Annotated in this window: 14 protein-coding genes and 6 tRNA genes; 3 read left to right on the forward strand and 17 right to left on the reverse strand. The window is 37.9% G+C overall.

Annotated elements, in window-relative coordinates:
- Window positions 1-4: 4 nt before the first annotated feature.
- The 5 genes from G396_RS0107295 to G396_RS0107315 all read right to left on the reverse strand — a co-directional run bounded on the left by G396_RS0107295 (window position 5) and on the right by G396_RS0107315 (window position 3753).
- Window positions 5-814, reverse strand: coding sequence for a beta/alpha barrel domain-containing protein (locus tag G396_RS0107295; RefSeq protein WP_006417796.1), 810 nt, complete (start codon window positions 812-814; stop codon window positions 5-7).
- 90 nt (window positions 815-904) lie between these two features.
- Window positions 905-1264 (reverse strand): ArsR/SmtB family transcription factor, encoded by a 360-nt coding sequence (locus G396_RS0107300; RefSeq protein WP_248623920.1) that lies wholly within the window; start codon window positions 1262-1264, stop codon window positions 905-907.
- Between the two features lie 2 nt (window positions 1265-1266).
- The gene (locus G396_RS11000) at window positions 1267-1995 is read right to left on the reverse strand and encodes a CPBP family intramembrane glutamic endopeptidase (protein WP_028125562.1); all 729 of its coding nucleotides are present in this window, start codon (window positions 1993-1995) and stop codon (window positions 1267-1269) included.
- A gap of 21 nt (window positions 1996-2016) precedes the next feature.
- On the reverse strand, window positions 2017-2715 hold the full coding sequence (locus G396_RS0107310) for an HAD family hydrolase (protein WP_028125563.1): 699 nt from the start codon (window positions 2713-2715) through the stop codon (window positions 2017-2019).
- 246 nt (window positions 2716-2961) lie between these two features.
- A complete protein-coding gene (locus G396_RS0107315; RefSeq protein ID WP_028125564.1) occupies window positions 2962-3753 on the reverse strand; it encodes a midas domain-containing protein in 792 nt (263 codons plus the stop codon).
- A 144-nt stretch (window positions 3754-3897) separates the two neighbouring features.
- Between G396_RS0107315 and nagB the strand changes: the two genes are divergently transcribed.
- Together nagB and G396_RS0107325 are read left to right on the forward strand one after the other, a co-directional pair.
- Window positions 3898-4602 carry a glucosamine-6-phosphate deaminase gene (gene nagB, locus G396_RS0107320; RefSeq protein ID WP_006417816.1) on the forward strand — a complete coding sequence of 235 codons (705 nt, stop codon included), beginning with the start codon at window positions 3898-3900 and terminating at the stop codon, window positions 4600-4602.
- 163 nt (window positions 4603-4765) lie between these two features.
- Window positions 4766-5593, forward strand: coding sequence for a helix-turn-helix transcriptional regulator (locus G396_RS0107325; protein ID WP_028125565.1), 828 nt, complete (start codon window positions 4766-4768; stop codon window positions 5591-5593).
- A 137-nt stretch (window positions 5594-5730) separates the two neighbouring features.
- On the opposite strand, the gene G396_RS0107330 is transcribed toward G396_RS0107325, so the two are convergent.
- The 6 genes from G396_RS0107330 to G396_RS0107350 all read right to left on the reverse strand — a co-directional run bounded on the left by G396_RS0107330 (window position 5731) and on the right by G396_RS0107350 (window position 11074).
- Window positions 5731-6642 carry a putative RNA methyltransferase gene (locus tag G396_RS0107330; RefSeq protein ID WP_028125566.1) on the reverse strand — a complete coding sequence of 304 codons (912 nt, stop codon included), beginning with the start codon at window positions 6640-6642 and terminating at the stop codon, window positions 5731-5733.
- A gap of 152 nt (window positions 6643-6794) precedes the next feature.
- Window positions 6795-8153: a phosphoglucosamine mutase gene (gene glmM / locus G396_RS0107335; RefSeq protein ID WP_028125567.1), complete on the reverse strand. Its 1359-nt coding sequence runs from the start codon at window positions 8151-8153 to the stop codon at window positions 6795-6797.
- Window positions 8154-8191: 38 nt separating this feature from the next.
- On the reverse strand, window positions 8192-9253 hold the full coding sequence (locus G396_RS10475) for a CdaR family protein (protein WP_051221203.1): 1062 nt from the start codon (window positions 9251-9253) through the stop codon (window positions 8192-8194).
- The gene (gene cdaA / locus G396_RS0107345) at window positions 9240-10106 is read right to left on the reverse strand and encodes a diadenylate cyclase CdaA (RefSeq protein ID WP_034907810.1); all 867 of its coding nucleotides are present in this window, start codon (window positions 10104-10106) and stop codon (window positions 9240-9242) included. Before cdaA ends, G396_RS10475 begins: the two co-directional genes overlap by 14 nt.
- 96 nt (window positions 10107-10202) lie before the next feature.
- Window positions 10203-10457: a membrane protein insertion efficiency factor YidD gene (gene yidD, locus G396_RS11250; RefSeq protein ID WP_081453717.1), complete on the reverse strand. Its 255-nt coding sequence runs from the start codon at window positions 10455-10457 to the stop codon at window positions 10203-10205.
- Between the two features lie 11 nt (window positions 10458-10468).
- Window positions 10469-11074 carry a TVP38/TMEM64 family protein gene (locus tag G396_RS0107350; protein ID WP_028125569.1) on the reverse strand — a complete coding sequence of 202 codons (606 nt, stop codon included), beginning with the start codon at window positions 11072-11074 and terminating at the stop codon, window positions 10469-10471.
- Window positions 11075-11205: 131 nt separating this feature from the next.
- Between G396_RS0107350 and G396_RS0107355 the strand changes: the two genes are divergently transcribed.
- Entirely contained in the window at window positions 11206-12300 is a 1095-nt protein-coding gene (locus G396_RS0107355; protein ID WP_028125570.1) for a M24 family metallopeptidase, read from the forward strand.
- Between the two features lie 85 nt (window positions 12301-12385).
- On the opposite strand, the gene G396_RS0107360 is transcribed toward G396_RS0107355, so the two are convergent.
- From G396_RS0107360 to G396_RS0107385, 6 genes are all read right to left on the reverse strand, one after another.
- Window positions 12386-12459 (reverse strand) — tRNA-Arg (locus tag G396_RS0107360).
- 95 nt (window positions 12460-12554) lie between these two features.
- Window positions 12555-12628 (reverse strand) — tRNA-Arg (locus tag G396_RS0107365).
- 6 nt (window positions 12629-12634) lie between these two features.
- A tRNA-Leu gene (locus G396_RS0107370) sits at window positions 12635-12720 on the reverse strand.
- A 14-nt stretch (window positions 12721-12734) separates the two neighbouring features.
- Window positions 12735-12806, reverse strand: a tRNA-Gly gene (locus tag G396_RS0107375).
- 10 nt (window positions 12807-12816) lie between these two features.
- Window positions 12817-12889: transfer RNA gene (locus tag G396_RS0107380), tRNA-Thr, on the reverse strand.
- A 136-nt stretch (window positions 12890-13025) separates the two neighbouring features.
- Window positions 13026-13098: transfer RNA gene (locus G396_RS0107385), tRNA-Asn, on the reverse strand.
- Window positions 13099-13120: the final 22 nt, after the last annotated feature.

The following is a 13120-nucleotide window of genomic DNA, read 5'->3' on the forward strand; positions in this document are numbered from 1 at the left end:
TAGCCTAATTTCTATAATTATCCATAACTTTGGCGAAAATTTCACCTGAAGTCGGTGGTGTATAAGTAATCGCATTGGCACCGGCTGCAATTGTTTGGCGGATCGATTCTCCACCAGGACCACCGGTTGCAATAATCGGTACCACATTTCCTACTTCAGACCGGATTAACTTTACTAAATCCGCAGTTTGAGCACCTGCTGAGACATTTAACATATCTGCCCCCGCATTTAATTTTCCAATATAATCATCCTTACTTGAGGCTATCGTTGCAATTAAAGGAATTTCGATCACCCGGTTCATTTCCGCAATCACTTCATTTTTCATAGGGGCATTTACTACTACCCCATAAGCACCCAGTTGTTCTGCATGGAAGGCGATATTAATGGACCGTTGTCCTGAGGTTGTACCGCCACCTACACCTAAGAATACCGGCACAGATGCCACATTGACGATAGATTGCATAATGGCATATTGGGGTGTAAAAGGATAGACAGCAATAATTGACTGAGCATCACTATTACGAATAATAGCCACGTCAGTAGTAAACATGATGGATTTAATCCGTTTGCCAAAAATTTTAATACCAGATGCCTGATAAATTTCTTCTGGCATTTCTACAATCCGACTCCGTAAACGGGAGTGGTATTCAGGAATATACAAGCCCTTACGGCGTGGGGGTAAACTTTCTTCTTCTGGTGAAAAAACCAGTTCGAGCTCATTATTTTTATCCAATTCGGTTCGGACAAATTCTTGTTCTATATTTTTTTGATTTTTTAAATAGGCTTCTAAATCAAAATGTTCATCATGGGTCATAAGACACCTCCAATAATCTAAATTGCTACTACTAGAATAATAAAAGAAAGACATGCATTCAACCAAAAGATTTCATGCATGTCCTAATAATTAAATAGATGCCGCTTCGAGTAATTGTTTAACCTGAACATCTTCAATCCAATAGAGCACATGTTTTCCTTTCTTCTTGGATTCAATAAAGTTATTCTTGCGTAAGGTAATCAAGTGATGCGAAGTTGTCGCAACCGTCGCATCAATAATCCGTGAAATCTCATAAACACATAATTCGTCATGCTGTAATAAAATTTCTAAGATTTTCAAGCGATTCTGATCACCTAGCACCTTAAACAAATTTGCTTTTTTTTCAAGCTCTGCATTACAACAATAAGACGAAAATTCATCTGCTTTTTTATCAATTACTTTATCGTCTAATATTTGGTAGTCTTCCATAGATTCATCATCTTCCTTCATTATTATATAAATAGCATCGCTATTGCCGCAATAAAATTCTGTAACATGTGAACCATAATAGCATATTCAATGCGCCGGGTCTTTAAATAAACAAAAGTAATTCCTAGGGATAAGATAAAATAGGTCATAAAATCAGTGATATTAGCGGGGCCATGTAAAAATACAAAGAAGAGAACCGCCACAAGGGCACCAACCCAAGGATATTTCGGTAAAATATAAGTCATGACCATACCGCGACAGATAATTTCTTCCACAATAGGAGCTGCAATCACTACCATAAAGAAGAAGATGGGATACGGTAGGACTCCTAACATAGACTCAACCGCCGCCTGATTATCGGGTCCTGCATATTCTGGTTGTAACCAAGTCACTAGACCAGAAAAAAGAATCTCTAGTAAATACATAAAGACGAAAATCTTCAAAGTCCATTTAACCTTATCGCCCTCAAAATGGAGTCCTTTTAATAAGGGAAGCTGAAATAACTTAAGTAATAATAAGACAAGTAATACTAAGGCAATTTCCTTCAGTAAAAACAAGATTGGATTTGCAGTCATGGCAACCAGAGCTTCAGTGACCGATGCGACGGATTGATCTGGCAAATTATTCAACATCAAGCTAATTTCTGCTGCCGTTCGAATCACAAAATAAATAATAATAACTAAAAGACCGCGCCACCAAGTTTCAGACCAAGAAACCGACCAAGGCTGGCCCAACTTTTTCAAATCATTCATAACTAACCCTTCCTTCTCAAATTATAATGTATCAAGTAATGTAAATAATTGATACAAATCTGTAATCCAATAATCTGCTTTCGCTAAATAAGAACTTTTATGGCCTTTCGAATCATAAGCAATCGCCGCTTGGGTTAATGAACCGTAGCCCATATCTACTTCTGAATCCCCTACATACACCATATCTGCTAAATTCAAATTAAATTTCGCCGCTAAAGCCAGTAACGCGTCGGGTTCGGGCTTAGCCGGGAATTCATCGGCACAAGCAATAAAATCAAAGAAATCATAGATTCCTGCCTGCTTTAAGATATAGTCAGTAAGGATCCGAGAGTCGTTTGTCACTAAAGCAAGTATATAATCTTGACTGAGCTGACTTAAAACTTCCAATGCCCCAGGATTTAATTGGATAACTTGGGGATGGGCCTGGATAAATTTTAAATAAATTTGAGTCAGGGTTTTCTCTACCCTAAACTTGTTTCGCTTACCCATCAGTTGGGTAAAAAATTCAGCTTGTTGGCGAATACTAGCTGTAGCAAATAAGGAATTAGCTTGAACTCTACCATTTACAATTCCTAAGCTTGTTTTTACCTGGGCACGTTCGACTTCACTTAATTGGGTTTGGTTCAAGAAAAACTCACTAATCTCAACCGCTGGTTGGTCCCAAGCATTACTTAATGCCAAGAGGGTCCCGTCTTTATCGAAAACAATTGCTTTTACCATGGGCAACCTCCCTTACTAATATCTTATCATATTATAACTACAAAAAACCTAAAATTGCCCCGAAATCATCACATAACAAAAAAATATTCGTAATTATTACGAATAAAAGGATAAGCCATACTAAGTTGATGATATCTTTCAATAAAATTAAAAAAAGTTCATGTGATCAATGGGAAACCCATTGAAAAAGTAAAAGGAGCTAGACTATTTGCCCAGCTCCTTTTTGTTTCAATTTAATATTAAGACTTACCATTCTGTAATTAGACAGTAGACGTAGGTTAAAATTATAGCAGGATTTAAAGGATGCCCAAGTTGTGACTCATACCGCTTCGCTTGTAAAAGTGTTTGACGCATCGTTATATTCCCTGCTCCTTGAACATCTGTTATCGCATTAAATAAAATTTGTGGTCGTTGTGCGATTAACTTAAAGAAAGCTAAGGGTTTGAGACAAGGTGCGGTCCCTTTTTGAAGTGAGTGTGTTAATTTCTGACTTATCCGCGTTAATTCCTTATCTTCTTTTGATAAAGAAGCCAATGATACTTCTAAAGTTGGGGCCGTCTGGATAGCTGAAGAATCAGAATTAGTTTTATTCTTTGTTTCATCTGAATTAGAGGAAGATTCATCCTGATTTGTACTTTTTGGGGATGGTTTCGATTCTTGAGACTGTGATTCTTTCTCTTGACTAGCAGACTGACTTTCATCAGTCGCAGGGTTTTCGTTTGAACCAGAGGTTTCATCCCCTTCGGTTACATCATCATTTTTTTCATCATAATTTTTTGGTGGCTCTGGCTGAGGGGGAGTAGACCCTGATTCACTAGGTTTACCAAAAGATTCCTCAAAACTACCTCGTTCTTCTTCATTCATATGTGTTTTATCAGACTGGTCACTTTCAGCATTCCTATTGCTTTCATCTTTATTTTTGACGTTATTTTCTATATTTGACCCGCTTGAAGCAGATTCTTGGGCAGAAAGAGCAGGCACACTAATGAATAAAAACAAAAAAGATGTAAGAATAATTATATGTGTTTTTTTAGACATCAATGTATCTCCTTTCTCCTCTTATACTTATCTAAGTGTAAGTTTACCATAAAGTCATTCATATTGGTAAAAATTACCTTTTTGTAGCATTAATTTCATATTTTATTTATAATTAATATGAAAATAACATACGGAGGTAATAAAATGGAAATAATTGTCTTAGATAGTGTCGAAGCAATCGGTAAGAAAGCTGCCGAAATTGTAAAAGAAACTTTAATAACTGGCCAAGAAAATTTTGGTCTCGCCACTGGATCCTCACCGGAAGGACTTTATAAAGAATTACGTGAGTCGGATTTAGATTTTAGCCAGGCTACTTCAGTCAATTTGGATGAATATGTAGGACTCGGGGCTAACCATCCCCAATCCTATGCTTATTTTATGCAAGAGCAATTATTTGATAGCAAACCCTTTAAAGCTTCTTATCTACCTAATGGACTCAATTCAAATGAAAGCGATGAAATTTCGCGTTATGAAGCCATCCTAAAAGAACATCCAATTGATTTACAAATCCTAGGAATTGGCACGAATGGACATATTGGTTTTAATGAACCAGGATCATCCTTCCAAAGCGTCACCCATAAAGTTAACTTAACCCCATCAACCATTGAGGCCAATAAGCGTTTCTTTGAATCAGCTGACCAAGTTCCAAGTCAAGCTTACTCCATGGGGATTAAATCCATCATGCAAGCAAAAAAAATAGTCTTAATCGCCTTTGGCAAAAATAAAGCCGATGCAATCGCTGGCATGATCGAAGGGCCGGTTACTGAAGACCTGCCTGCTTCAATTTTACAAAAACATCCAAATGTTACTGTCTTATTGGATTCAGCAGCAGCTAGTAAACTTAGTTAATAGATAGCTATCATTATTACTAATAAAGATATTAAAAATTATTATATTTTTCATTAATTTTTTTTAGTTTTTTTAGCTTTTTACTATTTACAAGTTGACTTGATATAGTATTATAATGGGGTGAGAATAAATTTAAACTTTATCATAAAAAGGAGGACCATTCATGTACATTTCAAATGTAAACTCTGCGTCTATTAGTCTTAAGTCAATCGAAATGCAACATATTGCGACTGAGAATAATTATACAATTCAGTCATTTGATGATTTAGCCATGATTTATATTAACAAGGGTGCCGCAAATTTTGACAATGGCAAAGAGATTTATGAAATTAAAAAACGTGACTTTATTATTTTAAACCCTAACCATGAAATTACAATTGAACCGGTCCGCAAGTTAGAATGGATTCGGATTGACGTGGATGGTATTCTTTTCACCTCATCTCTCGAAATCAATTCAGCTGAACAACTTTTTATTATTAATGACACCTACCGAACCATCAAATACTATCTCGATCTGGCTTTATTAGAGTCAGAAAATCGTTTCCGTGGCTCAGATATTATCTTGAAACGGCTCCTAGAATGTATCATGGTGCATATTTTACGGAACAACCATTTATCAATCAAGGACTCCAGTATTCAAATTAAAAATAATGAAATTGAATTAATCCAACAATTTATCCGCGGTAACTATAAAGAAAAAATCACCCTTGATCAATTAGCTGATTTGGTAGAGATTAACAAATACTATCTAATTCGACTCTTTAAACAAAAAACCGGCTTATCCCCGATTGACTATTTAATCCATGTTCGTTTATCAGAAGCTGAAAAACTGCTATCACAAACCAATACCAATATCTCTGATATTTCTGATATTGTCGGCTTTCATTCTCCTTCTCACTTCTCTAAAACATTTAGAGAAAATAATCATATGACCCCTTCCGCTTACCGTAAACTATACAAAAACCGGACCGGCGTTGTAACCGGCGAATAAGTCTATAAAATAAATAGAGGGAAGAATTATCAACAGATAATTCTTCCCTCTATTTTTAATTTAAAGCTTGACTCCTTGGTCTTTAAGTCAAATCCATAATAAAGCAAAATTATACTCTAATTCATTTTCAGCTTTGCTTATAAATCAGCAGTTAACAGTGTCCAAGAAAGTGTGACTGTTCCTTTATCTAATAAGCGGTTTAGCAATTCTGCTTGTTCTTCGGGCGCTAAATCCCAGGTTAGGGGTGTCATAGTAATTAGAGCCTGAGCCATTGGGGGGGTTAAATCAAGCTCTGCTTGGATTTTTTGGCTTTGACCTTCTCTAAAATGTTCCCTAAAAATATCAATCACCGCTTGGTTATCATAAGATTCATAATCCTTACCACGAATTAATGTTAGTTCATGGCGAATTTCTTTAAGATAATCTGGATTGGGAATTAACTTAAGTAAAATAGCCCCTGCTTGGCTCGCTGCAATCCGTTTAAATTCATCATAATTAGCGGGGGATAAAATTGATAAGATAATATGACAAGAATCATCTTTAAAGGGTAGGTGACTAATGTCTGCTACCAAAGGAAGAAAATCGCCCACGTAATCCGTCGCCAGTTGAACTCCCTGCCGGGATAAGTCAAGCCCATATACATGAGAATGAGCCGGTAAAGTCGGTAGGATTTGTGCCAAATGGCTTCCCTCTCCCATACCGGCATCAATGATGGTAGGTGGTTGCCCTAGTTTTTCACAAAAGTTAAGGATTATTTGTTTAATCTCGCTCATTGCCGACTCAAAGAGACCATACTCTTGGATGATAGTACGGCGAGCCGTCCATAAATCATGCTGATACTTACTGTCCTGATGGACTGAAGTTAAATAAAAATATCCTTGGCGGGCGATATCAAACCGGTGGCCATTTGAACATAGCAAAGATTGATCTTGAAGAGCTAACATTTGCCCACAATGAATACAAGCTAAATCTAAGTCTGTTTGACTCAAATTATGAATGTAAGCTAAGGTCTTTTCTTTTTTACTAAGACTCGCTGATTTTTGGGTCATATAATTCCTTTCTAGCGATTAACTTATGAAAAAGCAACCACTCCAAAAAACCAGTCATTCATTCTTGCCTAGCAACTAGTTCCATTATGGTGATTGCTTATAGTTTACTTATTATTTTAATGAATAAATCCAATATATTGGGTCAAGTGAGCTTAATCCAAACCACGCTCTTGGCGGATGACTTCTGCTATCTTATCCACATATTGGCTTACTTTTTGATCAGTTGAAGCTTCCGCCATCACACGTAGTAAAGGCTCAGTCCCACTCGGTCTTACTAAAATCCGACCATCTCCTTGCATTTCGGCTTCCACCTCAGCAATGACCTCTTTAACTCTCGGTTCCTCCATCACGGTATGTTTATCACGTACCCGAACATTGACTAATTTTTGAGGGAAAATAGTCACTTGACTGGCCAAATCTTTCAAGCTTTGGCCACTTTCTTTTAAGATGGCTAATAATTGAAGGGCAGTCAGCATGCCATCACCGGTGGTATTATGGTTTAGGAAGACAATATGCCCAGATTGTTCGCCGCCTAAATTATAGTTTCCTTTGCGCATGGCTTCGACCACATAACGGTCGCCCACTTGGGTTTTCAAAACAGTCATGCCTTTTTCTTCAAGGGCCTTATGGAAACCAATGTTAGACATCACGGTAGAAACTATCGTATTGTCAGCTAAACGTCCTTTTTCCTTGAGATATGATCCACAAATGAACATAATCTTATCCCCATCGACAAGATTTCCCTCTTCATCCACCGCAATAACCCGGTCACCATCGCCATCAAAGGCCACTCCGACATAGCCAGTGTTTTCCTTAACCATTGCTTGTAAAGCCTCTGGATGAGTAGAACCAACATTTAAGTTGATATTTAAACCGTTCGGACGGTCTCCCATGGTCAGAAAATCAGCATCTAAATCAGCAAATAATTGGTTCACCAAGGGGGCCGTTGCCCCATGCGCAGCATCAACACAAACCTTAACGTCAGATAAATCAGTGTTAATCGTTGTTTGTAAAAATTGAATATACTTAATCACACCTTCAGGGAATTCTTCCACAATTCCCAAACCTAAACTAGATGGACGGGGTAAGGTATCTTCTTCTTGATTCAATAAGGCTTCAATTTCTTCTTCTTGATTATCTGATAATTTATATCCATCTGAACCAAAGAACTTAATACCGTTATCATCTACGGGATTATGTGAAGCTGAAATCATAACCCCAGCCGTTACACCCTGGGTCCGAGTTAAGTAAGCTACACCTGGTGTTGAAATCACACCTAATTGCATGACATCGATTCCCACTGATAAAAGACCTGCAGTCAAGGCTGCTTCCAATACTTGGCCTGAAATCCGGGTATCACGTCCAACTAAAACCTGGGCTTTTTCTTCATTTTCTTGAGCATGTTGTAATAAAACATACCCTCCAAAGCGTCCTAATTTAAATGCTAATTCTGGAGTTAATTCTGTATTAGCAATCCCTCGTACTCCATCTGTGCCAAAATATTCTCTCATGATTGTCTCCTTTTTTCTACACTCTTATTAAAAGTTGCTTATTCAGATTCATCTTCTGTACTAGTGACTTGATTCTCTTCTGATTCTTGGCTAGCATTTGACTCACTAACCGCCTCACTAGAGATTTGACTGGATTGATTAATTGCCGACAGAGTAACCGTTACTGAAATATGCTGGTAGCTCATCTGGTCAAGCCCTTCTGGCATTTGAAGATAAGCTGTTCGTATCCCGGATTGGGTCATATCTGAAACATCAACTACTGCATCAACACTGGCTATTTGATCCAACACACTTTGGTCGCCATTAATCACAACATTTGCAACATCGGCATAAGCATATTGATAAGTATAATTTTCGGTTTGTTCTCCCTCAGGGACAATATTAATTGGAACTGATTTGCCATCCGCTGAAATAGTAACATCAGCCTTAATATCCGTTTGGTCTACATTGACATCTAGCAAGTTGCCATCGGCGTCGGCTACTTGTAGAACATAGGTTTCTGAAAATGACTCTGTCACTGGATTATTCGCGCCAATGCGAATAAATGCTCGGCTCACTTTGGCAATCTCATCGCTGCGTCCCGTTAAAGTCACTTCCTGAGGATTAACTGCGACTGAGTCAACTTGATAGCCATCAGCAATCAAATTCTTAGCTAATTCATATTCCACTTTAACCGTCTTTTGTTCTAACTTACCGATTTCTACCATAACTCTTGACGGAGTGATGCGATAATCAATTCCCTCTGGGAGTCCTTCCATAATTAATTTAACTGTTCGTTTCCCAGTATTTACCCCGGTCAAGTCTTCTGTCACAGCATGGGTATCACCAGCAGTTGCTTGATTAATTATATTTCGAGGACCTGTTAGTTCAACAGAGACAGTCTCAGGTAAGCCTGATACAAACATATCATCATCAATATCTCCCACATAGACCGGAACATTCGAAATTGTTTCTGTCACATTAACAGAAGTATTACTTTGTCGATTCGCTTGGGTAAATTGCGTATTTGATTGACTCACTGCAACATGCAAGAAAATTGCAAACAAGAGGGATACCAATCGCAAAAACCACTTGTTATCAAAAAGTTTATTCGTTTTCATGCTTGTCACCTCTTACTTTACCGGCTCCAAATATGAATTCTTTGGCAAGAGTTAAATAATCTTTACTTGCAACTTCGTCTTCTTCACGTAAAAGATAAAGTTCTAATAAACGATGTAACTCATCTTTATCAACTCTACGAATCAAAGCAGCATCTTTAACTAAGGATATATCACCTGTTTCTTCAGAAACAATTAAAACTAAGGCATCTTTTGTCTCACTTAAACCAATTCCTGCCCGGTGGCGGGTTCCTAGTTCCTTAGAAATTTGATCATTTTCTGATAGGGGAAGATAACATGACGCTGCCATGGCCTTATAGTCTTTAATGACCACCGCACCATCATGGAGGGGGGTATTTGGAATAAATATATTAATCAATAACTGATTACTGACTTCTGCATCCAAAACAATCCCTGTATCAATGATATCTTGTAACTCATCATTACCTTCAATGGCAATGAGGGCACCAATTTTCCGTTTAGACATATAAGATAAGGCGTACTCTAAATCCGAAATTAATTTAACATCCGGATCATTTTGCCGGTTCCGATTTTTTCGGAACATATCCCGCCCCAAAATCTCTAGAAAGCGGCGTAACTCAGGTTGGAATAAAACAATGACTGCAATAACGCCCCACGATAAAATCTGGCTTAAAATCCAATCAATCGTCTGAAGTCCAATTACCTGGGCAATAAATTTAATGGCAATAAAAATAGCCAAACCCTTGAGTAAGTTCATCATCTGTGTCCCTCGTGCATACACAATGACACGATAAATAATAAACCAGACAATTAGAATATCTAAGATCCGTACTATGGGTTTATCTAATAGGAACTGATTAAATATATCTAGCACATTTTCCCCACCTTTCACTAATCCCTTAAATTATAGCACAATTCTGCAAGACTATGGAAAAAGACTAAGCGGATTACCAAATAGTCTTACATAAGCTTACTTCTCTTCATGTGGCCGACTGCGGCGCAAAGTAAAATAATCAGGTACTGGATCATATCCCCCATGTACAAAGGGATGGCACCGTAAAATCCGCGCAATTCCCATTAAAAAACCTTTGAATGGTCCATGTTTCTCAATTGCGCCTAGCATATAATTTGAACAAGTCGGTTTATAACGGCATGAAGGTGGAAAAAAAGGGGAAATTCCCCTTTGATAAAAGTGCACACAAGTTATTAAAAATCGCTTAACCATTCCAAACACTCCTAATTAAATAACAAGCGATAGATAAATGAAATTGATTCGGCTGAAATAAAGGTAAAAATAAATAAGGAAATCGGCCGAAAAACTATGACTAACTTATAAAACTCCCAGAAAGTCATATCAGACAAACCGGTTATCATACAGAAAATATCATCAGGAAAAACAGGAAAAAAGAAACCCAAGGCTAACAACTTCTTATATCCTTTACCTTGGTTCATTTTACCAACATATTTTTCATAATCTGCATCCGAAATAAAGGCTTTTACAAAAGAAGAGCCAAAGCGTCGTCCTAAGTAAAAATTAATGGCTGAACCAATTAGAATCCCCAAACAATTGAGTAAAAATCCATGAACATGGCCAAAAATTAATACCCCAACGACGTTCGTTAGACCGAGGGGAATAATTGGATAGATAATTTGACTTAATTGCACAAAAAAGAAAATTATCGGGGCAAAAATCCCCATCGATAATAAAAGATGATGAAAGCCACCGTCTGGTTTAAAATAATCAGACCGGCCAATATATATAGATGCACAAATTGTAAAAATGACCCCAATGACTGTGGTATAGCGAATAATTTTTCGTTTTTGTTCTAAAGTTAATGACATCAGCAGACTCCTTAAGCTTTAATCTTATAGTCTAAAGGGTTATACTATTACTATGATTTTAGCCTAGTCTGTCATAAATTTCTAGTCATTTACTGACATTAACTAGCTTGTAACAAGAAAGGAGCTTATTCATGTACCAAACGCGTATTTCTAAGCTTTGCCAAGCTCTCAAGAGCCAAAACGTTGACTATCAACTAATCTCTGATCCGGCTTCAATTAACTATCTTACCGGATATAAAACTGATCCCGGTGAACGCTTGCTCTTACTTATCTTAGCAGCCGATGGACACTTAACTTTAGTCTTAAACCAACTCTTTCCACCCGCTCAAGTTGACCCTAAAATTGAACAAATTATTTATAGTGACGGCCAACCAATCCTAAAGAAAATAGCCGCCTTACTAAGCAATGGAAAACAGGTTGGCATCGATAAAACCTGGCCAAGTCATTTCCTCCTCGACCTAATGGCCCTCAAACCCGACCTCCTTCCCCTAAACAATTCCGCAATTATTGATGACCTACGGGCCATCAAGTCGCCTGAAGAAATTGAAATTATGAAAAAAGCTTCCGCACTAAATGACCAAGCGGTTGAATTTCTCATTAGTCAGGTAGACCAAGGCTTAGCCGAAACTGAAATGGTTAAACGATTAAATGACTTCTATAAAAAGACCGGTCATAGCGGGCTTTCATTTGAACCCATCGTCGCTTACGGCGCCAACGGCGCTGACCCCCACCACACAAGTTCAGATAGTTTACCTAAAATAGGTGACTCTGTTGTCCTAGATATCGGTGGAATCTATCAAGGCTATGCTTCCGATATGACTCGAACTGTTTTCTATGGCCAAGCATCCCCAGAAGCAGTCAAAGTATATGAAACTGTCTTAGCTGCTAATTTAGCGGCACTTAATCAAGTTAAACCTGGTGTCCCCCTCAAAACCATCGATCTAGCCGCTCGTAAAATAATCGAAGATGCCGGATACGGTCCATACTTCACCCATCGAACAGGTCACTTTATTGGTCAAGAATGTCACGAAGCCGGTGATGTTGGACCATATAATGAAACACTAACCCAAGTAGGAAATGTCTTTTCAATCGAACCAGGAATCTACTTACCCAACAAATTAGGCGTAAGGATTGAAGACTTAGTCGTTGTAACCGAAGATGGCTATGAACTCTTAAACCATGCTAATAAAGAACTGCAGATTATTCCTATTGATAAAAAACAATAAAATTTTCCCTAAAACCAAACAAGGTTTTAGGGCTTTTAACTTAAAAATAAGCAAGAAAAAACTGGTCCTTGAGACCAGTTAATAATACACCCTACAGGAGTCGAACCTGTAACCTTTTGATTCGTAGTCAAACACTCTATACAATTGAGCTAAGGGTGCATATCATCTAATAAAGTTATTATAGCACCAATCACCAAAAAAGCAAGTAAAGATTAAATTTTTCTAATAAAAAAGACCAGAATCCTGGTCATTTATACACCCTACAGGAGTCGAACCTGTAACCTTTTGATTCGTAGTCAAACACTCTATCCAATTGAGCTAAGGGTGCGTGTAGTGCCGAAGATCGGAGTCGAACCGATACGAAGTGTAACCTCCGCAGGATTTTAAGTCCTGTGCGTCTGCCTATTCCGCCACTCCGGCTTAAAAAATAAAAAAGCGGAAGACGGGGTTCGAACCCGCGACCCCCACCTTGGCAAGGTGATGTTCTACCACTGAACTACTTCCGCAAAATATTAAAGCCATTTGCCGGGATCGAACCGGCGACCTCATCCTTACCATGGATGCGCTCTACCTACTGAGCTAAAACGGCAAATTATAAAATAACTAAAAATAATAATACATAAAATTCTATCGAAAATCAATAAGATTAAAGAAAAAATTTAAATAATAATAATAAAAATGGTTAAAGAAAATAAAAAGGTAAGGCCTAAGCCCTACCGCAATAGCTCCGCAAGTAGGGCTCGAACCTACGACATCATGATTAACAGTCATGCGCTCTGCCAGCTGAGCTATTGCGGAATGACATTAAAAGTGTACCCTG

Source organism: Eremococcus coleocola DSM 15696 (assembly GCF_000428865.1).
Taxonomy (GTDB): Bacteria; Bacillota; Bacilli; order Lactobacillales; family Aerococcaceae; genus Eremococcus; species Eremococcus coleocola.